At 31.8% G+C, this 280-nt stretch carries 1 pseudogene; it reads right to left on the reverse strand.

Annotation, left to right across the window (positions count from 1 at the left end):
• Positions 1-266: pseudogene (locus RG959_RS24030) on the reverse strand (aspartate phosphatase); the annotation flags it as partial.
• Between the last annotated feature and the right edge of the window lie 14 nt (positions 267-280).

The raw sequence follows: 280 nt of genomic DNA on the forward strand, positions 1-280 counted from the left end.
TCCCTGGCTTTAGTTACTTTGTTGACTGACACCAAATGCTGGTCAATCTCATAATAAGCAACTCCAATCTTATAGTGAAACTCCGCAAACTTCGTTTCCTCAATATTGGGAATACTCGATAACTTTTGTTCAGCTTTTTCATAAAAAGAAATTGCTTTAACATAATTTTTTTTAAAAAACTCATAATCCCCTGCAAACAATTCAAAATAAAAATTTATTAAAAGATCATGACTTCCCTTACTTAACATATTAACGACATCACCCATAGATGCCTCTTGAT

The sequence above is a fragment of the Domibacillus sp. 8LH genome, from assembly GCF_038806185.1.
GTDB lineage: Bacteria > Bacillota > Bacilli > Bacillales > Domibacillaceae > Domibacillus > Domibacillus indicus_A.